A 19956-nucleotide genomic window follows, 5' to 3' on the forward strand; every position below is an offset into this window, starting at 1 on the left:
GTCACCGCTTGGGAGCGCGGCCGCAGGAAACAGAACCATGAGGAGGAGAACATGAGGACCATCATTACCGGGCTCGCCCTTGCCGCGAGCATTTTTTCCACGCTGGCAACAGTCGGGCCGGCCGCCGCCGAGACCGCCAACATCTGGGTTCGCGCCGACGGCTCGAACTTCATGCCGCGCATCGTCGATGCCTTCAACAAGGGACATGAGAACCAGATCAAGCTGGACATCATCCCCAATGCCGAGATCATCCCGAAATATGGCGCTGCCGCCGCCGGCGGCACAGCGCCCGATGCGCTGTCGCTCGACCTGATCTACACGCCGTCCTTCGCTGCCGCCGGCCAGCTGGAAGACATCACCGACTGGGCGAAATCGCTGCCCTATTTCAACAGCCTGTCGCCGGCGCACGTCAAGACCGGCACCTATAAGGACCGCATCTACGGGCTGCCGTTCTCCGCCGATAGCTCGGTGCTGATCTGGAACAAAAAACTGTTCAAGCAGGCCGGCCTCGACCCTGAAAAAGGCCCGACCAACTGGGCCGAGATCGAAGCCTATGCCGAGAAGGTCAACGCGCTCGGCGGCGACACCAAGGGGTTCTATTTCTCCGGCAATTGCGGCGGCTGCAACATCTTCACCTTCACGCCGCTGATCTGGGCCTCGGGCGGCGACATCCTCACCGAGGACGGCTCGAAGGCGACGCTCGACAGCCCGCAGTTGCGCGGCGCCATCGATCTCTACCGCTCGATGGTCAAGAAGGATCTGGTGCCGGCAGGCGCGCAGACCGACACCGGCTCCAACTTCTTTGCTGCGTTTGCCGCCGGCAATATCGGCATCTCGCCGTCCGGCGCCTTCGCCATCGGCGCGCTGAACACCCAGTATCCCGACATCGACTATGGCGTCACCTTCCTGCCGGGCAAGGATGGCGGCTGGTCGTCCTTTGCCGGCGGTGACAATTTCGTCGTCACCAAGGGCACCACGAAGGTCGCGGTGGTGAAGGAGTTCCTCGATTTCGCCTACTCGCTGGAGGGCCAGACCATCCTGGCGAAATACGGCAGCCTTCCCGTGCGCGGCGACATCGCCAACGAGGCGCTGAAAGACCTCGACCCGCGCTACAAGGTCGCCGCAGAGGCCATGGCCAAGGGCCGCACGCCCTATTCGGTGGTGTTCAATGACCTGATCAACTCCGCCAACGGTCCGTGGAACCAGATGGTCAACGAGGTTTTCTTCGGCGAAGACGTCGATGGCGCCATCGCCAACGCGCAGGAAACTATGCAGTCGATCATAGATTCGGCGCCGCAGCAGTAACTGGCGCCGGTCCGGCCGTCAGCCTGTCTCCCTGGGCAGGCGGTCGGACATTTGCATCTGGCAAAAGACCGCCTCTAACTCATGTTGGAAGACCAATTGTCAATGTCGGCGCTGCCCCTCATCCGCCTGCCGGCACCTTCTCCCCGTATAGTGACGGGGAGAAGGGGCTGGCCGCGACCTCGGTACCCTTTCTGCAACGCTGGATGCTGGCGAAATCCTTTGCGAAGGCATCCTTCTCCCCGTCACTATACGGGGAGAAGTGCCCGGCAGGGCGATGAGGGGCAGCGCAAACCCCAAACGATTGCCTTGGAGCGGGTGGCCGGACATTTGCAACCATTCAACCGCAAGAACCGCGCATGACCTCCATCGCAGCAATTTCCACCCCAGCGCGTCGCCGCAAACTGGTCGGCGCCGGCCGCCGGCAGTGGATCGGCCTGCTCTATGTCGCGCCGGCCGTCGCACTTGTCGTCGTCTTCTTCATCATCCCGCTTTGCATGACGGCGTGGATGTCGCTGCACAACTGGCCGCTGATGGGCGCGCACTCCTTCATCGGCCTCGATAATTACTGGGCGATCTTGCGCGATACCAGGTTCTGGAATGCGCTGCGCTTCACCGGCTATTACACGGTGGTGGTGACGATCGCGATCTTCGCCGTCGCCTTTCCGCTGGCGCTGTTCATCGAAAGGCCGCGGCCGCTGACCGGCTTCTACCGGACATCCTTCTTCATGCCGGCGGTCATCGGTTTCGCCTCGGCCAGCCTGCTCTGGTCGTGGCTGCTCAATGTCGATTCCGGCCTGTTCAGCCCGGCCGCCTTCGAGCTCGGCCTGACCGAGAAGAAGGTCAATCTGCTGGCGACGTTCCAGCCGGCGTTCTGGTCGATCATCGCGATGGTCGTCTGGAAGGTGGCGGGCTTCACCATGATCATCCTGATGACCGGCCTGCAATCGATCCCGCCGGATCTGCAGGAGGCGGCGATGATCGACGGGGCAGGGCCGCTGGCGCGGTTTCGCGCCATCACCCTGCCGCTGATGCGCCGCACGCTGGCGCTGGCGCTGATCCTGTCGGTTGCCGGCTCGGTGCTCGCCTTCGACCAGTTCTACATCATCCTGCGCGGCGGGCCGCGCAACCAGACGCTGACCGCCGTCTACTGGATTTTCAACCAGTCATTCGTTTCGTTCAAGCTCGGCTACGGCGCCGCCCTGTCGATGATCCTGCTGGTCATCCTCGTCGCGCTCAGCCTGATCCAGCTGCGGCTGCTGCGCCAACCGGAGGGCGTTGACTGATGGCGCAGGCAAGGAGCCGCAAACGCCGCATCGGCATGCAGATTGCCGAGCACTCGACGGGCATCATCGCCTCGCTGCTGTTCCTGGCGCCGATCGTCTGGACCGTGCTTTCGGCCTTCAAGCCGGCGCAGGAATCGCGCCAGCCGCCGCTGCCGCCATGGCCGACGACGGGCTTTTCGGTCGAGAACTATGCCACGCTCAATACGTTCGGCGACGGCCTGTGGCTGCCGGCGCAAAACAGCATCTACGTTTCGGTGATGACGGTGGTGCTGTCGGTGATCGTCAGCGTGCTGGCCGGCTACGGCTTCTCGCGCTTCCGCTTTCCGCTGAAGAACCTGCTCTTCGTCCTCATCCTGTCGACGATCATGATCCCGTTCCAGTCGATCCTGACGCCGATCTTCCTGGTGCTGACCAAGATCGGCCTGCACAACACGCTGACCGGGCTGGTCTGCGTCTATGTCACGCTGCAGCTGCCGTTCTCGATCTTCATGATGCGCAACGCCTTCGACGCGGTTCCGCGCGAGATCGAGGAAGCCGCCCGCATGGACGGCGCCAACAACGTCACCATGCTGCTGCAGGTGATGCTGCCGCTGGTCTGGCCGGGCATCGTCACCATCGCGCTGTTCGCGTTCCTCGGCGCATGGAACGAATTTCTGGCGGCGCTGGTGCTGATGACGGACCAGTCCAAATTCACGCTGCCGATCATGATGACGGCGCTGCAGTCGGGCCGCTTCGGCGCCATCGACTGGGGCGCGGTGCAGGCCGGCGTCACCGTGATGATGGTGCCATGCCTGGTGCTCTTCCTGCTGCTGCAGCGCTTCTACATCCGCGGCCTCATGGCAGGGGCCGTGAAGTGACCAATCGAATCGAACCGGAGTAAATTGATGACCGCATCGCAATCCGCCAGTCAGGGCACCACGCCGGGCCAAACCGGTAAGTCGGGCAAGCCAAAACTCGCCTTCCGTCCGCTGCCGGTGCCGCAGGTCGATATCAGAGGCTTCTGGGGCGACCGTGTCGATGCCGTCGCCACCAGGACCGCCGACATCCTCTATGACCGCTGCGTCGAGGCGCGCATGCTCGAGCAGATCGATCCGGACCGGCCATCGCCCGGCGTCGTCATTCCGTTCCACTCACCCTCGCCGGACGAGGCAGCCGCCGCCGGCAACGAGTTCACCGGATCGACGGTGACCACCCAGATGTTCTGGGACAGCGATTGGGGCAAGACCATCGAGACCGCCGCCTATTCGCTGTATCGCCGCCGCAATGACGCGCTGGAGAAGAAGATCGACGCCGTCATCGACATGTACGGCAAGCTGCAGCAGCCCGACGGCTATCTGTCGAGCTGGTACCAGCGCATCCAGCCCGGCCTACGCTGGACCAATCTGCGCGATTGCCATGAGCTATATTGCGCCGGCCATCTGATCGAAGGCGCGGTCGCCTATTACCAGGCCACGGGAAAACGCAAGCTGCTCGACATCATGTGCCGCTATGCCGACCACATCGCCGAGACGTTCGGTCCCGAGCCCGGCAAGAGGAAGGGCTATTGCGGCCACGAGGAGATCGAGCTGGCACTGGTCAAGCTCGCGCGGGTCACCGGCGAGCAAAAGTATATGGACCTCGCCAAATACTTCATCGACCAGCGCGGCCTTGAGCCGCATTATTTCGACGAGGAGGCGCGTGCCCGCGGTGCGGATCCTAAGGCCTATCATTTCAAGACCTACGAATACAGCCAGTCGCACAAGCCGGTGCGCGAACAGGACAAGGTCGTCGGCCATGCCGTGCGTGCGATGTATCTCTTTTCCGGCATGGCCGACGTCGCGACCGAATATGGCGACGACACGCTGCGGGTGGCGCTCGACCGGCTGTGGGACGATCTCACGACCAAGAACCTCTACGTTACCGGCGGCATCGGGCCGTCGTCGCACAATGAGGGTTTTACATCAGACTACGATCTGCCCAATGAAACCGCCTATGCCGAGACCTGCGCGTCGGTCGGCCTGGTGTTCTGGGCAAGCCGCATGCTCGGCATGGGCCCCAATGCGCGCTATGCCGACATGATGGAGCGGGCGCTCTACAACGGCTCCATTTCGGGCCTGTCGCTCGACGGCTCGCTGTTCTTCTACGAAAATCCGCTGGAAAGCCGGGGGAAGCACAATCGCTGGAAATGGCATCGCTGCCCGTGCTGCCCACCCAACATCGGCCGCATGGTCGCCTCGATCGGCAGCTATTTTTACAGTCTGTCCGACGATGCACTGGCCGTCCATCTCTATGGAAACAGCACGGCTCGTTTCGATATCGCGGGCCGGCACATAGAACTGACCCAGGCCAGCAACTATCCGTGGGACGGGGCAGTCTCGATCGGCGTCGAACCGGAGGCGCCGACCGAGTTCACCTTGCACCTGCGCCTGCCGGCCTGGTGCCGCAACGCGGCGCTCAAGGTGAACGGGGAGGCGGTCGATCTGGATGATGTAACCAGCGACGGCTATGCCGCGATCCGCCGCGAATGGCGCAAGAGCGACCAGGTCGAGCTCGATCTCGAAATGGCTGTCGACCGCCTCTACGCCAACCCGGAGGTGCGGCAGGACATCGGCCGCGTCGCGCTTGCCCGCGGTCCGCTGATCTATTGCGTCGAGGAGACCGACAATGCCGGCCAGTTGCACCGCATCGCCTTGCCACGCACGGCAGACATCGAGGCGCGTGAGGAGCCCAACCTTTTGGGCGGCGTCGTCACGCTCTCGGCCGTCGCCAAAAAAGAGGCCTTTGAAAACTGGGAAGACGGACTGTACCACACCCAACCGCCGGCGGTTGAGGAAGCAAAAGTCACCGCCGTGCCCTATTTTGCCTGGGACAACCGCGATCCCGGCGAGATGCTTGTCTGGCTGAGAGACTCGTGATCCGGGGGACGACATGATGCCGCCGCCGAGAGGGATGTCTTGAATTTGCCCCGGCGGCGCTAGTTTAGAGGGGAGAGTGGCGCCAGCCACTCGAATGGGTGGAGGCAGAGTTTGGCGCTCGAAAATGTCGCGCGTGCGAGCGTTGACGCTCGCGCCATGGTCCTGACCGTCGTGGCGGTGCCATTGCTGTTCGTGATCAGCGGACTGGCCATTCGCTATGCAGCATTCGCTTCTGTATCCGAGGAACCAGGTTTCGCCGCTTATGCCCGCGCGCTCTGCCGCTGGGATTGCGCCTGGTATATTGACATCAGCGAACAGGGTTATGAGCGCTTTCCCATTCCACACCACAGCAATGTCGGTCGCTGGGGCTTCTTCCCACTCTACCCGATTCTGGTGGCGGCGACCCGGTCTGTTTTCCCTTTCCAGACGATACTGGTCGCCACCATCACCTCCATTGTTTGCAGCTACGCCGCCTGTCTGGTGGCGTGGCCGCTGCTCGAGAAGAACATGCGCGCCTATGTGCTGTATTGCGCGTTTCTGCTCAGCGGCCCATTCTCGTTTCACTTCACGACCTTCCTGAGTGAACCGCTTTTCGTGCTCCTGACCTCCTGCGTTTTTCTGGCGCTCAAACGCTCCAGCTATCTCGCCGCGGGCGTTTCATCCGCGCTCCTGTCGGCGACGCGGCTGGTCGGGGTTTTCGTCGTATTTGCGACCGTCATTCAAATGTTCAGGGAGCACCGCGAGCAGGGTGGATCGACGCTGTCTTTCCCGCGCTGGGTACTTGGCCGACCGGACCTGCTGGTCGCTATCTTCATCTCGCCCGCCGGTTTGTTCGCTTACATCCTGTTCCTGTACCTCACCGTCGGAGACGGCTTTGCGTTCTTGCACATCCAGCGCGCGTTTGGACGGGTGGCCGGCAACCCACTCGTCTTTTTATGGGACGGGCTCTCCGCCGTTCCGATCACTGGATGGCTGCCCACGGCGCCGCAATGGAGCGCGCTGGCCGCGATCAGCGGATTGGCGCTGTCGGCCGTTCTGGCTGCTCGCAAGCAATATGGCGCGGCACTCTTCTGCGCGCTCTGCATCATCCTGCCACTGATCACCAACCTGGCCTCGATGGTCAGATACGTCATTGGGCTTGCGCCTCTGACAATGATGCTCGCCGTCCTGTTGTCGGCGTCAAGGCTTATTTGGCTCACAGCTTTGGTTGTCTTCCTCGGCGCCTGTTATTTCACGACGGTGGCGTGGATCGGAGGCTACCTTGCCCTGGTCTGACACTCTGGGGCCTTACAGACGCGCCGCCTCACTCGGCGGCTACGCGCTCGCGGCGGTTCTGGCCGGGTCCGAGATCCTCATCCTTGCGCTTGCTCTCAATCCAAACGTCAACGCCGACTATCGCGCCTATTACATCGATCGGACGACGACCTGCCTCAATCGCGATGCCGTTGGCAGCTACACATTTGGCCAGACGGTATCGTTCCGGAACGACGGCGCCAAACAGGCAGCCAGTATAAAGGTCTGCGGCTGGTCGGGACCCGTTGCCGACGGCACCCATTCCCTAGGCGAGACCTCGCGGCTTCGCGTGAAGATACCGCCGATGCGCAACGAACTGACAGCCACGCTGCAAATGGCCGCCGTCATTCGTCCTCCACAGATCACGCAGAGGGTGGTGATCTCGGTGAACGGTGTTCGGGCGCATGCGGTGACGCTGTCCGGCAAAGAACCACGAATGGTCTCGTTCGTCATTCCACCGGCGGCGCTCGGCAAGGCCGATACACTCGAAATTGCCTTCGACTATCTCGACGGCATTCCGCCAACTCCGGCCGCCAGCAACATCTATAAGCGCTCCATCAAGCTGGTGTCGTTCCGGCTGGATGCCATTGAGATGGATTAATGCATGTCGCGCAAAAGTGCGCAGCGGTTTTGCGATAACGACATGCATAAAAACAAGAACTTAGGCGCGTCGCCTGAATCCATTCAAACGCGACGCGCTTAGGTAGAGCGGTCGCCTTGCTGGCCGAGTCTACGCTGCGCAAAAACCCATCGGTCGAGCATGAGCAGATTGACCGCCGGAATAAGCAGGCATGTAACCAGAGTGGCAATGATGGGCGGCAGGCCGAGTTTCGCCGTCAAAAGCGCCGGCGCCGCGTAAGCCACGGCGAAACCTATCGACGTCAGCAGGAGAAAACGCGCAGCTTCCGATCGATGCGATCCGTTCGACATGAAGGTTATTGATTTGTGGGCGAGATACGAAAACACGGCGGCCGCGGCGTAAGCCGCAAGCGACGCTTGGACAGGCGAGAAGCCGATCCATTCCGATTTGACCAAAGCGATAGCCAAGACGGCGTACAGGATCGTCGCGGCGATGCCGACCAACCCGAAGCGCGCCAGCAGCTTCAGCCCGGCGCCGGCGGTCGAACGGTCCTCAGACATGCGCACTGCACGCATACTGGGCTCCGAGCGGTAGGCGCGCGAGCAGGCGCTCGAGCCTTCTGGCAAAGGGCCTGGCCGACGGCAGCAGCAGGAAGTGCTCGGATCGGATATCCCTGAAGCCCGTCTCCTGAAAAAGAGACCTTGCTTTGGCAGCGTTGAGCAAGACCGCATCCTGATCGAACGGACACCGGAACACCGCAAGACGCGTCAGCGGATTATAGGGATTGTGCTCGATGATGCAGGCGACGCCGCCCGGCCGCACGACGCGCCGCATTTCCCGGAAGAAATCGCACCAGGAGGCGGGCGGAACGTGATGGACGACGCAACTGGCGAATGCCAGATCGAACGCCTCGTCCTCATAAGGCAGGCTCGGCGTGGTGCAGGCTCTGTAGCTCACACGTGGATTGTCCTGGCCGGCGCGCAGGATCGATTCCTCCGAGACGTCGCAGCCATCCAGGCTCTCGAAGACGTTTTCGAGATACGGGTGGAGCGATCCGACACCGCAGCCGACATCCAGCGCCCGCACATTAGCCCCGCCCTGTCGAAGCCCTCGCTCAACGACGAGACGCCGCAGCAGGTCGGCCTTGGCGATCAGAAAGAAGTCGTGCCTGAGTCCGGAAAACCGGATGGATCCTGCGACCGCCTCGCCATAATTTGATTTATAGCTGTCGAAGAGTTCGGCCATCAGCCGACGCTCCGTTCCTGGGTTTTCGAAACGGTCGACGGCTCTCACCGGTAGTGGCGGCACGCATGGCCCTGTCGAAGCCGGCGACCCGATCGATCACGTAAAGCGGACGGCGTTTCACCTCGGCGTGGATACCGCCGACATAGAGCCCGACCACGCCGGTCATGAAAAGATTGATGCCGCAAAGAAGCGACACGATCACCACGGTGGATGTCCAGCCGGCAATGACGCCGGTTTCAAAAATCCAGGCGAAGATGGCGTAAGCACCGAACACCACCGCAAGCGCGGAGATAGCCAATCCGCCCCACAACGCCATGCGCAGCGGCTTCTCGGAGAAGCTGACGATGCCGTGAACGGCAAGGTGCATCATCTTCCAGAATGGGTATTTGGTCTGGCCGAGGGCCCGCGCGGGACGTTCGAAAGGCACCGCTGTCTGCTTGAACCCCATCCAGGCGAACATGCCCCTGACGAAGCGGTCGTGTTCGGGCATTTGCTTGAAGGTGTCCAGAGCCTTGCGCCCGACCAGGCGAAAATCGCCGACGTCGCGCGGGATGTCGACCGATGTCATCTTCTCCAGCAGGCGGTAGAAGAGGCTCGCCGTCAAGCGCTTGAACCAGGATTCGCCCTCACGCTTGACACGGCGGGCATAGACGATCTCGAAGCCTTCCTTCCACTTCGCCACCAGATCGAGAACCACCTCCGGCGGGTCTTGCAGGTCGGCATCCATGACGATGACGGCATCACCCGCAGCAGCGTCCATGCCGGCCGTGATCGCGACCTGGTGGCCGAAATTGCGGGAAAGCTCGATCAGTCGGAAGCGCGGCTCGACGGCGACCACGTTCCGAAGGTATTCGACGCTTCCATCAAGGCTTCCGTCATCGACGAAGATCGCCTCAGCCTCTCCATCCAACCGGCAGATCAGGGAGCTGATCCGCTCGATCAGTCGAGGCAGCACCTGCTCTTCATTGAATATGGGAAGGACCAGCGAGTACCGCGGCGGCGACACGTTCACCGCAGTCCTGATGCTTTGGATCACAGAGTCTCGCATGCCGTTGAAAATGGAACGCAAGCTACAAAGTTCCAAGGAAACACAAGAAATTGCTAAATTTAATGGTTTCGGGCAGGTGCCGATCATGAGTGGAAAAGGACATAGGCGTTACCGCAATCGAACGTCGGTATGTGATCGGAGCACGGCTATCGGCCAGGTCCGAACCTGGCGCGAAGCAGCCCTTTGAGGCACCGCTTCGATCGTGCTGCCTAAGCCGATGTCTGCTGGCCGATCTATCCTGCTTGCCACTTCTGCCATTGCACAAGCCACATCGGAACAATAGATGGTGCGCAGCGGCCGCCCCTTATGTCAGGCGGGAAAACAGGACTATGCGCATGACCGATACGCTCGACTCAGCGAAATTGACCGACCGGGTTGCGGCCTTGGTCGAGGCTGCCAAACGGGCCGGCGCAGACGCCGCCGACGCGGTTGCGGTGCGCGGCCGTTCGACCGGCGTGTCGGTGCGGCTTGGCAAGGTCGAGGGCACCGAGGCGTCCGAGAGCGAGGATGTCTCGCTGCGCGTCTTCGTCGGTAAACGGGTGGCGAGCGTCTCGGCGACGGCGGCGTCGGACCCGAAAGCGCTAGCCGAGCGCGCCGTGGCGATGGCGAAAGTCTCGCCGGAAGATCCCTATCAGGGACTCGCCGATCCGGCCCTGCTGGTCAGGAAGCCGCGCGACCTCGATCTGTTCGACGCGACGGAAGTTTCGGCCGACCAGTTGAAGGAAGCAGCGCTGGCCGCGGAAGCGGCGGCCCTTGCCGTCAAGGGCGTTACCAATTCGGCCGGCAGCGGCGCCAGCGCCGGGCTTGGCGGGCTGGTGCTCGCCACCTCGCACGGCTTTGTCGGCCACTACGTCGCGTCCCGCTTTTCGCGCTCGACCAGCGTCATTGCCGGCGAGGGCACCGGCATGGAGCGCGATTATGAATTCTCCTCGCGCCAGCATTTCTCCGACCTGGCCGCACCCGAAGACATCGGCCGCAAGGCCGGCGAACGCGCCGCGCGGCGCATCGGCGCGCGCAAGGCTGCGACCGGGCCGGTCGACGTGGTGTTCGATCCGCGCGTCGCCCGCGGCATCGCCGGCCATCTCGCCGGCGCCATCAACGGCGCGTCCGTCGCGCGCAAGACCAGCTTTCTGCGCGATATGATGGGCAAGCAGGTAGCGGCCGCGGCGATCACCGTCACCGACGAGCCGCTCCGGCTCCGTGGCCAGGCATCGCGCCCGTTCGACGGCGAAGGCATCGAGGGCGAAAAGCTGCTCATGGTTGAGAAGGGCGTTTTGAACCACTGGTTCCTGTCGACCTCGGTCGCGCGGGAATTGGGGCTGACCACCAACGGGCGCGGCTCGCGCAACGGCTCCTCCGTCTCGCCGTCATCAACCAACCTCGCTATCGAGCCGGGCGAGCGGACGCCCGAAGACCTCATCAAGTCGCTCAAATCAGGCTTTTACGTCACCGAAGTGTTCGGCCAGGGCGTCGATATGGTGACTGGCGAGTACAGCCGCGGCGCTTCCGGCTTCTGGATCGAGAATGGCGAGCTCGCCTATCCGGTTGCGGAAGTGACCATCGCCTCGAACCTGAAGACCATGTTCCTCAACATGGTTCCGGCGAGCGATCTCGATCGCAATTTCGGCACCGCCGCACCAACGCTTCTGATCGAAGGCATGACCCTTGCCGGAGCTTGACCAGGTCACCTCCGCCCGGGCTCGCGAGGATCTGCCGCTGCTGCGCGACGCCGCCCGCGAGGCGGGCGCCATCGCCATGCGCTATTTCGGCAACAATCCGCAAGTGTGGATGAAGGGCGGCACCTCGCCGGTAAGCGAGGCCGATCACGCCGCCGACGCCTATCTGCGCGAAACCTTGCTTGCAGCGCGGCCGGACTATGGCTGGCTGTCGGAGGAGACGGCCGACGATCCGGCAAGGCTTGCCGCCCGCCGCACCTTCGTCGTCGATCCGATCGACGGCACGCGCGGCTTCCTCGAAGGCCTTCGCTCCTGGTGCGTCAGCGTCGCGGTGGTCGAGGACGGCCGCACGCTTGCCGGCGTGCTCGAATGTCCAGCCACGGAGCAGACCTATTGGGCGCTGCCGGGTGAGGGGGCGTTCCTGAATGGCCGTCGCATCGCCGTGCGCCGCCCGGCAGCAATGGTCGAAATTGGCGGCCCGAAGCCGTTGATCGCCCTGATGCCGGCGGAATGGCAGGGCCGGCTGAGCCGCGTGCCCTATATTCCCTCGCTCGCCTACCGGCTGGCGATGGTCGCCAATGGCAGGCTCGACGCGACCTTCGTCAAACCCAACGCACATGACTGGGACATCGCCGCGGCGGATCTCATCCTGCGCGAAGCCGGCGGCGCATTGCTCGACCAGAAGGGCCGCGCGCCGCGCTATGCCGGCGAAGTGATCCACCACGGCGCGCTGGTTGCCGGCAGCGGCGAACTGCTCGCCGTGCTCTCCGGCGTCGTGGCAGGGCTGGACGGCTGAACATATCATCAATGGTTCCAAAGTCGGCGGCTTTGGTCTAGACCTGTCATAAACTCACGATATGTGAAGGACCGACATGACCGCGGAAGACGGAAAGAAGCAGCTTTTGCACCTGGTGTTCGGCGGCGAACTGAAGACGCTGGGCGGGACAGAATTCCGTGATCTCGACGCGCTCGACATAGTCGGCATCTATCCCGATTATCAATCCGCGCAAACGGCGTGGAAAGCCAAGGCCCAAGCCAGCGTGGACAATGCCCACATGCGTTATTTCGTCGTTCACCTGCACCGGTTGCTCGACCCCGACAACAAGCCTGCCGGTTGAGATTGATGGATCATGACGCCGTGAAAGGGCCGGCCACGAGGTCCGCGGTAAGAGGGCGCCGCGGTGGCAGCTCGAAGACAATCTGGCGCAAAATACGCGAACCGCTGGCGCAATCGCGATTCGCCAAGAACGCCATCGCCAGCGTGTTTGCGCAGTTCGTTCGCCTTGTCCGCCTGACAAATTGTGTCGTCGACGGATCGGCGCAGATGTCGGGCGGCGCCTACTCGCAGTTCGAACCCATCATAATCGCGCTGTGGCACGGCCAGCATCTTCTGACACCGGCCTACTATCCCAGCGGACGGCCGCTGGTCGCCATGGTGTCGCGTAGTGCCGATGCCGAGCTCAACGCACTGATGCTCGAAAAATTCGGCATCGAGGCGGTGCGCGGCTCGGGCGGACGCGAAAGCTCGAAGCGTCGCGATAAGGGCGGTGCCAAAGCATTGATTGCCCTGAAAAAGTCACTCGCCACCGGCAAGAACGTTGCCATGATCGCTGACATTCCCCATGGAACGCCGCGCGACGCGGGGCTTGGCATCGTTCTCCTGGCACGGCTTTCGGGCCGACCGATCCTGCCTGTCGCGATCGCCACCAGCCGCCGTAAGGTGCTGGAGCGCAGCTGGGACAAGACCACGATCAATCTGCCGTTCGGCCGCTCCTCGATCATCGTCGGAGCGCCGGTGTTCGTTCCGGCCAATGCGGATGAGACCGAAATGGGACGCAAGCGCCAGGAGGTCACGGCCGCGCTCAACGCCGCGACCGCCGAGGCTTACCGCCTCGTGGATGGCTCAAAATGAGCGAGCGCTGGGCGCGCACTTTCCTGACGGCGTATCGTTTCGCAGGCGCAGCCGCCTACCCGCTGATCGGGCCCTATGTCGCCTGGCGCACCTCCAGGGGCAAGGAGGACCGAATTCGCCGGCGCGAGCGCTATGGCATCGCCGGGCGCGAGCGGCCCGAAGGGCCGGTGATCTGGATCCATGCGGCGAGCGTCGGCGAGACAATCGCGGTCGTGCCGTTGGTCGAGAGCATCCTCGACTACGGCGTCAACATTGTGCTGACGACGGGGACTGTCACCTCCGCTCAGGTTGCCGACGAGCGGCTCGGTGACCGCATCATCCACCAATATGTGCCGCTCGACCTCAAGCCGGCGGTCAGCCGCTTCCTCGACCATTGGCGGCCGGATCTGGCGATCATCGCCGAATCGGAGATCTGGCCGATGACCATCCTGGAGCTCGGCGCACGCCGTGTGCCGCAGGTGCTGGTCAATGGCAGGCTGTCGGACCGTTCGTACAAATCCTGGAAGAAGCGCGCCAACATCGCCGAGGCGCTGTTCGAGAATCTCGCCCATGTCGTCGCCCAGTCGGATGTCGACGGCGAGCGCTTCCTCTCGCTCGGCGCCCGGCCGGTCACCGTATCCGGCAATCTCAAGGTCGACACCACGCCGCCGCCGGCCGATGAAAGGGCGCTGTACACGCTGAAGCGCCAGATCGGCGCCCGCCCGACCTGGGCGGCGATCTCGACCCATGACGGCGAGGAAGTGGTCGCTGCCGAGGTTCACGCGATGCTGCACAAGCGTCACCACGGTCTTTTGACGATCGTCGTCCCGCGCCATCCCGATCGCGCCGACGCGCTTGCCGCGCAGATTTCTGGCATGGGCCTGAAAGTCGCTCGCCGCAGCAAGGGCGACCGGACCACCGCCGATACCGACATTCTGCTCGGCGACACGATGGGCGAGATGGGGCTTTATCTCAGGCTGACAGAGATCGCCTTCGTTGGTCGTTCGCTTACCTCCGAGGGCGGCCAGAACCCGCTGGAGCCGGCCATGCTCGACACGGCGGTGCTGGCCGGCCGCAATGTCCAGAATTTTCGCGAGACCTATCAGCGCCTGCTCGACAGCGGCGGCGCCAAGCTGGTGCGCGACCGCGACATGCTGGCCGGCGCCGTCAATTTCCTGTTGAGCAACGAGGTGGCTCGCCATGAGATGATGGCGGCCGGCGCGGCGACCGTCGACGAGATGCGCGGCGCGCTGGCGCTCACGTTGAAGTCGCTCGAACCCTACATTCAGCCGTTGGTCGTCAAGTCGCGCCTCAAGGGCGCCAACGGCCGCTAAAATGGCCAGCGAAGCGCCCCCCTTCTGGTGGGAAGAACCGGACTGGCGGGCGCTGGCGCTGGCGCCGCTGTCCGCGATCTATGCGCTCATTGCCGGCCGCCGCATGCGGTCAGCAGCGCGCGAAAGTGTCGAGGCGCCGGTGCTGTGCGTCGGCAACTACACTGTCGGCGGCACAGCCAAGACGCCGGTGGCGCTCGCCCTCGCCCCGCACGCCAGGCGCATGCAGCTCAATCCCGGTTTCCTGTCGCGCGGCCATGGCGGCTCCTTCGCGCAGCCGCATGTCGTCGATCCGCATCACGACGCCGCCAAGCATGTCGGCGACGAGCCGCTGCTTTTGGCCGAGCACGCGCCGGTCGCAGTGACGCCGGACCGTGCCGCCGGCGCGCGCCTTCTGCTGAAAAAGCATGGCTGCGATTTCCTGATCATGGATGACGGTTTCCAGAGCGCGCGCATCCATATCGACTATGCGCTGGTCGTCGTCGATGCACGCTACGGCGTCGGCAACGGCCACGTCATTCCTGGCGGTCCGCTCAGGGCTGATATCGTTGACCAACTGGTTTTCACCAGCGCGCTGCTGAAGATGGGCGAGGGCCTTGCTGCCGATGCGGTCGTCCGCCAGGCGGCGCGTGCCGGCCGGCCGATCTTCGAGGCGCGTACACGGCCAAGCAGCAAGGCGGGGCTGGCCGGCAAGCGATTTCTCGCCTTTGCCGGCATCGGCCATCCCGACAAATTCTTCGACACGGTCCGCGAGGCCGGCGGCGAGGTTGCGCTGACCCGGTCGTTTCCGGACCATCATTTCTACGGCGAGGACGAGCTTGCCGAACTGGCAACGACAGCGCGAGGTGCCGGACTTGGCCTCATCACCACCGCCAAGGACGCCGCCCGGCTGCGCCACGATGCCGCGTCCGCCGATTTCCTCGGACAGCTCGATGTGCTGGAGATCGACACCGTGTTCGATCCCGGCCACGTGCCCGAACGCATCATCGACGAGACGCTGGATGCCTGGCGGCAGCGCAAGCTGCAGGGCTGACTTTGCAGCCGATGCGGAAGCTAGCGCCGACTGCGCAGTTCGGGATGTGCCTCGATCTCGCGGCGCAGCGAGGCCGCGGCACTCACATAGGGTTCCTGCCTGGCGACGCTCCAATATTTGAGCTCATCGAGCGGGATGCTTTCGCCGGTGACCGCGCAGCGCACGAAGGCGCCAGGGCTGGTCACCTGGAAGTCGCCGTCCAGGTAGCGGATACGGGCTTCCTTGCCGCCGGGGCCTTCGAAACGGTTCATCATGACATGGAGCCAAGGTTCATGACGATGTCATCGCCACAAATTGCCGGCAAGGTCAAGCTTGGAGCGAGACAAGATTCGGTTCAGTCGGCTTCGTTTCGGATGACAACCAGCCGAGCAAGCCGGCAAAGTGGATGTCCGTCATCCTACTGCTCGGCTTCGATGAACTCCTCGATCTTTTCCGCCGCCAGCCCGGCCTGGGCAGCGATGCGCCGGGCAAGCTCGGCGGCGGCGGCGCGCGGTCGCCCTAGAGGCCGGTCGAGCCAATAGGATATCGGGCTGAGGACGCTCCGGTCGTCCACCGCGACAATGCGGCCTGACTTCAGTTGATGCTCGATCATCGGCGGCCGCGCCAGCGCGATGCCGAGGCTATGGGCTGCGGCGTCGAGCACCAGATTGTAGTCCTCGAAGCGGCGGTCCTGCGGACGCGGGCGATAGTCTATGTCGTGCCCGGCAAACCAGGCGCGCCAGGCCGAAGCATCCGAATCATTGATCAGCGGAAATTTGAGCAGCCGGGCAGGGTCGCCACGGTCGATCTCGCGGGCGAGGTCCGGCGAGGCGACCGGAAACACATGTTCCTCGAACAGCTGAACCGAGACGCGGCCGGGAATGTGACCGCGGCCGCAGCGGATCGACAGATCGATGCCCTCATCGGCAAGGTCCGCCTGGCGGATATCGACATCGAGCACGATGCGCAGCTTGGACGGATTGTTTTCCAGCGCCGCCATGCGCGGCATCAGCCACAGCCCGCTGACTGAGGGGATCGAGGTCAGCCGCACCACGGCGGTGCCGCGCGGCTCGATCCAGCGGTCCGAATTGCTGGATATCAGCGCGAAGGCCTCAGTGGTGCGCAGATGCAGGCGGTTGCCTTCGATCGTCAGCGACACCCCACGCGCGCCGCGATCGAACACTTTTAGCCCGAGCCAGTCCTCGAGCTTGGCAATCTGCCGGCTGACGGCGCCATGGGTGATGTTGAGCTTTTCGGCAGCGGCCGAAAAACTGCCCGTCCGCGCCGCGGCGTCGAAGGCGCGCAGGGTTTCAAGCGGCAGCATCGCATCAGAGCTGTGATCCATAGTCACAGGTGATCCTCGATTTGGGCGTTTGTCAATCGGCCAGGAAAGGCGTTTTGTTTGTTTGAGGACATGAAACGCGAGAACAATGAAATGAGCGCCTGTACCGGCACGTTGAATACGACACAGCGGATCGACACCACTGCAATCATAGCGGTGGCGCTGACGGTGGTCGGTTGGGCTTCGGCCTTCCCGGCGATCCGCGCCGGCCTCGTGGCTTTCGGACCGCTGGAACTCGGCGCGCTGCGCTTCGCCATCGCGGCGGTGCCGGCGGCGATCTTCCTCGCAGTCAAGCGGCCGGCGCTGCCCCGGCTCGATGAATTCTGGCGCTTTGCCTTCGGCGGCGCCGTCTTCGTTGCGCTGTACACGGCAATGCTCAATTTCGGCGAACTAACCGTTTCGGCTGGTGCCGCCGGCTTCATCATCAACGTCAGCCCGATCTTCACCGCGATCATGGCGATGGCGCTGCTCGGCGAACGCTTCTCTGGCCTGGCCTGGGTCGGCACACTCCTGTCCTTCGCCGGTATCGGCATCATCGCCATGGGCGAGGGGCAAGGGTTGCATTTCAACAATGGCGCGCTGTTGGTCCTTGGCTCGGCGCTGTGCTCGGCCGTCAACACCATCGTGCAAAAGCCGCTGTTTGCCCGCCATCATCCGCTGACCATTTCGGCTTCGAACATGGTGCTCGGCGCGCTCTGCCTGCTGCCTTTCCTGCCGAGCGGCCTGGCGCAGGCGGCGGTTGCCGATAGCGCCGGCCTCGGCGCCGTGATCTTTCTCGGTATCGTGCCCAGCCTCATCGCCTACGCCGCTTGGGCAACAGCACTTTCCCGTCTGCCTGCAGCCCGTGCCTCGAACTTCCTCTATCTGGTTTCGCCGGTGGCGACGCTGATCGGCTTCTTCTGGCTGGGCGAGGTGCCGACGCTGCTCGGTGTTCTCGGCGGCGCGTTGGCGCTTGGCGGCGTGATCGTGGTGAATTTGAAGAGGTGAATCAAAGCTTTGGGGCGGTCTCTTGACTCAGCGGTCCCTTGACTCAGAAGAGCCGCTGAAGAGCGGCTCTTTTTGCATCCCAAGCTAACGCCTGCCGAACAGTCTTTCGATGTCGGCGAGTTTGAGCTCGATATAGGTCGGGCGGCCGTGGTTGCAGGTGCCGGAGCCCGGCGTTGCTTCCATCTGGCGCAGCAGCGCGTTCATCTCCTCTGGCTTGAGCAGGCGGCCGGAACGCACCGAGCCGTGGCAGGCCATGGTCGCGGCTATTCTGTCCAGCCGCCCTTTCAGCGTGTCGACCGTGTCGTTGTCGGCGATCTCGTCGGCAAGGTCGCGCACCAATTGCTGGACATTGGTTTCGCCCAGCATCGACGGCGTCTCGCGTACCGCGACCGCACCCGGGCCGAAACGCTCGATGGCTAGGCCGAAGCGGGCCAGTGTTTCGGAATGAAGGGCGAGCCGCTCGGCATCCTCTTCCGGCAGGTCGACGATCTCGGGCAACAGCAGCATCTGCGACGGCACGGCGCGCGCATGCAGCGCGTTCTTCAGGGCCTCGTAGACCAGCCGCTCATGCGCCGCATGCTGGTCGACGATGACAAGCGAATCCCTGGTCTGCGCGACGATGTAGTTCTCGTGTACTTGCGCGCGTGCGGCACCCAGCACCATGCCAAGCAGCGTCTCCGCCGTCTCAGTCTGTCCGGCACGCGCGTCGGCGCTGTGAAGCGGTCCGGCGTCGAACACCGCCTGATCGTTTTCGCCGAAGCCGCCGTTTCCTGGTTTAGGGTGTTCAAATCCCCCGCCTTCCAAGCCCATGTCCAGCGGCCTCTGCGGCGAGCGGGAAGGATCGAAACCGGCGAAGCCAGAGGCCCGGTAAGCCGCTTCATAGCTGCGATGGCCGTTGGCCGGCCCAGCATGCGCATAGGACGCTGCGCCCGGCCGGAATGCCGCCATCATGCCGGCCGCCCCTGATGTGGCGGCACGGATGCCGGCATTGGCGAGCGCTTCGCGGATGGCGCCGACGATCAGCCCGCGCACCAGTCCCGGATCGCGGAAGCGGACATCGGCCTTGGCTGGATGGACATTGACGTCGACGATGGCCGGGTCGAGCGTCAGGAACAGCACTGTCACCGCATGGCGATCGCGCGGCAGCACGTCGGCGAAGGCGCCACGGATAGCGCCGGCGATCAGCTTGTCGCGCACCGGCCGGCCGTTGACATAGGCGTATTGCTGCAGCGCGTTGGCGCGGCTGAAGGACGGGATCGAGACGTGGCCGGCGAGATGCACGCCGTCGCGCACGGCATCGATAGCAATGGCATTCTCCGGAAAGTCCGCGCCCATCACTTGCGCGACGCGGCGCAGCCGGCCTTCCGGACTGTCGTCGGTCGCCGGCAGTTCCAGCGTCGAGCGGTCGGAACCGGCCAGCGTGAAGCGTACGGCCGGGAAGCGATGGCGATGCGCTTGATCACGTCGCTGGTCGCCGAGCTTTCGGCGCGCTCGCCCTTCATGAATTTGAGCCGCGCCGGCGTGGCGAAGAACAGGTCGCGCACCTCGACCGTGGTGCCGCGATTGGCGGCCGCCGGCTTTACGGCGGACACGCGGCCGCCCTCGATGCCGATCTCGGCGGCGCTCTCGCCGTTGGCCGTGCGCGAGCGGATCGACAGCCGCGCCACCGAGCCGATCGACGGCAGCGCCTCGCCGCGAAAGCCGAGCGAGCGGATGTCGTGGATGTTGTCGGCGAGCTTCGAGGTGCAGTGGCGCGCGATCGCCAGCGCCAGTTCATTCTCCGGGATGCCGCAGCCGTCGTCAGTGACGCGTATCAGGTTCAGCCCGCCGCCGGCGATGACGATCTCTATCCTGGCAGCGCCGGCATCGAGTGCGTTCTCGACCAGTTCCTTGACCACGCTTGCCGGACGCTCGATGACTTCGCCGGCGGCGATCTGGTTGATCATCGTTTCGGAAAGCTGGCGAATGGGCATGGGGGTACTATAGGTGGATTCGAGGGCGGTGGGAGGGGCTGAAATGCATTGATGGCCGAAAGGCAGTTAGACCGATCGCAGCGATCCTTCGCGCCC

At 63.8% G+C, this 19956-nt stretch carries 18 protein-coding genes and 1 pseudogene; 13 read left to right on the plus strand and 6 right to left on the minus strand.

Annotated elements, in window-relative coordinates:
* Positions 1–51: 51 nt before the first annotated feature.
* The 6 genes from NKH12_RS02775 to NKH12_RS02800 all read left to right on the plus strand — a co-directional run bounded on the left by NKH12_RS02775 (position 52) and on the right by NKH12_RS02800 (position 7376).
* Positions 52–1305, plus strand: coding sequence for an ABC transporter substrate-binding protein (locus NKH12_RS02775; RefSeq protein WP_352951788.1), 1254 nt, complete (start codon positions 52–54; stop codon positions 1303–1305).
* A 356-nt stretch (positions 1306–1661) separates the two neighbouring features.
* Entirely contained in the window at positions 1662–2588 is a 927-nt protein-coding gene (locus NKH12_RS02780) for a carbohydrate ABC transporter permease (protein WP_352951789.1), read from the plus strand.
* A complete protein-coding gene (locus NKH12_RS02785) occupies positions 2588–3445 on the plus strand; it encodes a carbohydrate ABC transporter permease (RefSeq protein ID WP_352951790.1) in 858 nt (285 codons plus the stop codon). The genes NKH12_RS02780 and NKH12_RS02785 overlap by 1 nt, the downstream gene beginning before the upstream one ends.
* Positions 3446–3472: 27 nt before the next feature.
* The gene (locus NKH12_RS02790) at positions 3473–5482 is read left to right on the plus strand and encodes a glycoside hydrolase family 127 protein (RefSeq protein WP_352951791.1); all 2010 of its coding nucleotides are present in this window, start codon (positions 3473–3475) and stop codon (positions 5480–5482) included.
* Between the two features lie 111 nt (positions 5483–5593).
* Positions 5594–6757 (plus strand): putative hexosyltransferase, encoded by a 1164-nt coding sequence (locus NKH12_RS02795; protein ID WP_352951792.1) that lies wholly within the window; start codon positions 5594–5596, stop codon positions 6755–6757.
* Entirely contained in the window at positions 6744–7376 is a 633-nt protein-coding gene (locus NKH12_RS02800; RefSeq protein ID WP_352951793.1) for a hypothetical protein, read from the plus strand. Before NKH12_RS02795 ends, NKH12_RS02800 begins: the two co-directional genes overlap by 14 nt.
* Positions 7377–7474: 98 nt before the next feature.
* On the opposite strand, the gene NKH12_RS02805 is transcribed toward NKH12_RS02800, so the two are convergent.
* From NKH12_RS02805 to NKH12_RS02815, 3 genes are read right to left on the minus strand one after another with little or no spacing between them, the layout of a single operon-like run.
* Entirely contained in the window at positions 7475–7930 is a 456-nt protein-coding gene (locus NKH12_RS02805; protein ID WP_352951794.1) for a GtrA family protein, read from the minus strand.
* On the minus strand, positions 7908–8600 hold the full coding sequence (locus NKH12_RS02810; RefSeq protein WP_352951795.1) for a class I SAM-dependent methyltransferase: 693 nt from the start codon (positions 8598–8600) through the stop codon (positions 7908–7910). Before NKH12_RS02810 ends, NKH12_RS02805 begins: the two co-directional genes overlap by 23 nt.
* On the minus strand, positions 8575–9735 hold the full coding sequence (locus NKH12_RS02815) for a glycosyltransferase family 2 protein (protein WP_502910742.1): 1161 nt from the start codon (positions 9733–9735) through the stop codon (positions 8575–8577). Before NKH12_RS02815 ends, NKH12_RS02810 begins: the two co-directional genes overlap by 26 nt.
* A gap of 248 nt (positions 9736–9983) precedes the next feature.
* Here NKH12_RS02815 and NKH12_RS02820 point away from each other — a divergent pair, with 248 nt between their 5' ends.
* From NKH12_RS02820 to lpxK, 6 genes are all read left to right on the plus strand, one after another.
* Positions 9984–11327, plus strand: a complete 1344-nt coding sequence (locus tag NKH12_RS02820) for a TldD/PmbA family protein (protein ID WP_352951796.1) — start codon at positions 9984–9986, stop codon at positions 11325–11327.
* On the plus strand, positions 11314–12120 hold the full coding sequence (locus NKH12_RS02825; protein WP_352951797.1) for a 3'(2'),5'-bisphosphate nucleotidase CysQ: 807 nt from the start codon (positions 11314–11316) through the stop codon (positions 12118–12120). The genes NKH12_RS02820 and NKH12_RS02825 overlap by 14 nt, the downstream gene beginning before the upstream one ends.
* 76 nt (positions 12121–12196) lie before the next feature.
* Complete coding sequence (locus tag NKH12_RS02830) at positions 12197–12442, plus strand: DUF4170 domain-containing protein (protein ID WP_027153864.1); 246 nt, start codon at positions 12197–12199, stop codon at positions 12440–12442.
* 5 nt (positions 12443–12447) lie between these two features.
* Positions 12448–13236, plus strand: coding sequence for a lysophospholipid acyltransferase family protein (locus NKH12_RS02835; protein WP_352951798.1), 789 nt, complete (start codon positions 12448–12450; stop codon positions 13234–13236).
* A complete protein-coding gene (gene waaA / locus NKH12_RS02840) occupies positions 13233–14549 on the plus strand; it encodes a lipid IV(A) 3-deoxy-D-manno-octulosonic acid transferase (protein WP_352951799.1) in 1317 nt (438 codons plus the stop codon). The genes NKH12_RS02835 and waaA overlap by 4 nt, the downstream gene beginning before the upstream one ends.
* 1 nt (position 14550) lies before the next feature.
* Positions 14551–15579, plus strand: coding sequence for a tetraacyldisaccharide 4'-kinase (gene lpxK / locus NKH12_RS02845; RefSeq protein WP_352951800.1), 1029 nt, complete (start codon positions 14551–14553; stop codon positions 15577–15579).
* 20 nt (positions 15580–15599) lie between these two features.
* On the opposite strand, the gene NKH12_RS02850 is transcribed toward lpxK, so the two are convergent.
* On the minus strand, positions 15600–15833 hold the full coding sequence (locus NKH12_RS02850) for a DUF2093 domain-containing protein (RefSeq protein ID WP_027153867.1): 234 nt from the start codon (positions 15831–15833) through the stop codon (positions 15600–15602).
* A 143-nt stretch (positions 15834–15976) separates the two neighbouring features.
* Positions 15977–16903 carry a LysR substrate-binding domain-containing protein gene (locus NKH12_RS02855; RefSeq protein WP_352951801.1) on the minus strand — a complete coding sequence of 309 codons (927 nt, stop codon included), beginning with the start codon at positions 16901–16903 and terminating at the stop codon, positions 15977–15979.
* A gap of 90 nt (positions 16904–16993) precedes the next feature.
* Between NKH12_RS02855 and NKH12_RS02860 the strand changes: the two genes are divergently transcribed.
* The gene (locus tag NKH12_RS02860; protein ID WP_352951802.1) at positions 16994–17887 is read left to right on the plus strand and encodes a DMT family transporter; all 894 of its coding nucleotides are present in this window, start codon (positions 16994–16996) and stop codon (positions 17885–17887) included.
* A gap of 84 nt (positions 17888–17971) precedes the next feature.
* Here NKH12_RS02860 and mutL read toward each other — a convergent pair.
* A pseudogene (gene mutL, locus NKH12_RS02865) lies at positions 17972–19860 on the minus strand (DNA mismatch repair endonuclease MutL).
* Positions 19861–19956 lie beyond the last annotated feature (96 nt).

It is taken from the genome of Mesorhizobium sp. M1322, assembly GCF_040318085.1.
Classification (GTDB): domain Bacteria; phylum Pseudomonadota; class Alphaproteobacteria; order Rhizobiales; family Rhizobiaceae; genus Mesorhizobium.

Coding starts and splice junctions, on each gene's coding strand:
- NKH12_RS02775 (WP_352951788.1), top strand. CDS start 52: ATGAGGACCATCATTACCGGGCTCGCCCTTGCCGCGAGCATTTTTTCC.
- NKH12_RS02780 (WP_352951789.1), top strand. CDS start 1,662: ATGACCTCCATCGCAGCAATTTCCACCCCAGCGCGTCGCCGCAAACTG.
- NKH12_RS02785 (WP_352951790.1), top strand. CDS start 2,588: ATGGCGCAGGCAAGGAGCCGCAAACGCCGCATCGGCATGCAGATTGCC.
- NKH12_RS02790 (WP_352951791.1), top strand. CDS start 3,473: ATGACCGCATCGCAATCCGCCAGTCAGGGCACCACGCCGGGCCAAACC.
- NKH12_RS02805 (WP_352951794.1), bottom strand. CDS start 7,930: ATGCGTGCAGTGCGCATGTCTGAGGACCGTTCGACCGCCGGCGCCGGG.
- NKH12_RS02810 (WP_352951795.1), bottom strand. CDS start 8,600: ATGGCCGAACTCTTCGACAGCTATAAATCAAATTATGGCGAGGCGGTC.
- NKH12_RS02815 (WP_502910742.1), bottom strand. CDS start 9,735: ATGATCGGCACCTGCCCGAAACCATTAAATTTAGCAATTTCTTGTGTT.
- NKH12_RS02820 (WP_352951796.1), top strand. CDS start 9,984: ATGACCGATACGCTCGACTCAGCGAAATTGACCGACCGGGTTGCGGCC.
- NKH12_RS02830 (WP_027153864.1), top strand. CDS start 12,197: ATGACCGCGGAAGACGGAAAGAAGCAGCTTTTGCACCTGGTGTTCGGC.
- NKH12_RS02835 (WP_352951798.1), top strand. CDS start 12,448: ATGGATCATGACGCCGTGAAAGGGCCGGCCACGAGGTCCGCGGTAAGA.
- waaA (WP_352951799.1), top strand. CDS start 13,233: ATGAGCGAGCGCTGGGCGCGCACTTTCCTGACGGCGTATCGTTTCGCA.
- lpxK (WP_352951800.1), top strand. CDS start 14,551: ATGGCCAGCGAAGCGCCCCCCTTCTGGTGGGAAGAACCGGACTGGCGG.
- NKH12_RS02850 (WP_027153867.1), bottom strand. CDS start 15,833: ATGATGAACCGTTTCGAAGGCCCCGGCGGCAAGGAAGCCCGTATCCGC.
- NKH12_RS02855 (WP_352951801.1), bottom strand. CDS start 16,903: ATGGATCACAGCTCTGATGCGATGCTGCCGCTTGAAACCCTGCGCGCC.
- NKH12_RS02860 (WP_352951802.1), top strand. CDS start 16,994: ATGAGCGCCTGTACCGGCACGTTGAATACGACACAGCGGATCGACACC.